This window comes from Vibrio sp. 1580, assembly GCF_033340055.1.
Map to the genome: position 1 here is coordinate 1 of NZ_JAWOVT010000211.1, position 771 is coordinate 771.

Consider the following 771-nt stretch of genomic DNA (forward strand, 5'->3'; position numbering starts at 1 on the left):
CAACTCAGTTTCTAAGATCAACGGCTTAACCGTATCGCGAGTGAACGTCTTTAGCTGAAACAGATCGAACAAGCTTGATGACACGGTATCTGAGTCGTAACCAAGATAAGTCGTCAGTGACGCATGAGGATCGGTGTCGACCATCAATACACGATGACCTTTCTGGCTCAACAAACCTGCTAGTGTCACTGTTGATGTGGTTTTACCTACCCCACCTTTTTGGTTAGCTACACTCCAAACGATCATGATTTATCCTACGCTAAACCCACTTCCACCATCATGCGTTCTGCAATTCGGTCAAGAGGTAAATCTTCAGAAGAAATGCCCGCTTTAGCAACAGCTTGAGGCATACCGTAAACCACACAGCTTTCTTCGTCTTGTGCCCAAATGGTTGAGCCTGCCGATTTCAGCATACGTGCACCTTCTCGGCCATCTGCACCCATTCCGGTGAGCACCATAGAAAGCACTTTGTCGCCGTAAACTTTCGCCGCCGAGCCAAAGGTCACATCCACACACGGTTTGTAGTTCATGCGATCACCGCCATCAATAATGCGAAGGCGAGCAGCACCTGCACGACCATCAATCATCATTTGCTTGCCGCCTGGCGCTAGGTAAGCCACGCCAGCTTGTAACACATCACCGTCTTGTGCTTCTTTCACTTGGATCTTACACAACGTGTTCAATCGACTTGCAAATGCCGCCGTAAATGTCGCAGGCATATGCTGAATCAGCACGATTGGGTGTGGGTAGTTCATCGGCAGACGAGTAAGA

General features: G+C 48.9%; 2 protein-coding genes. Both read right to left on the reverse strand.

The window, feature by feature from the left end; all coding sequences use genetic code 11:
- On the reverse strand, positions 1 to 246 hold a 246-nt coding region (locus tag R7093_RS25075), incomplete at its 3' end, for a ParA family protein (protein ID WP_318146998.1).
- Between the two features lie 8 nt (positions 247 to 254).
- Positions 255 to 771, reverse strand: a 517-nt coding sequence (locus R7093_RS25080; RefSeq protein WP_318146999.1) for a chemotaxis protein CheB, incomplete at its 5' end; no start/stop codon positions are given.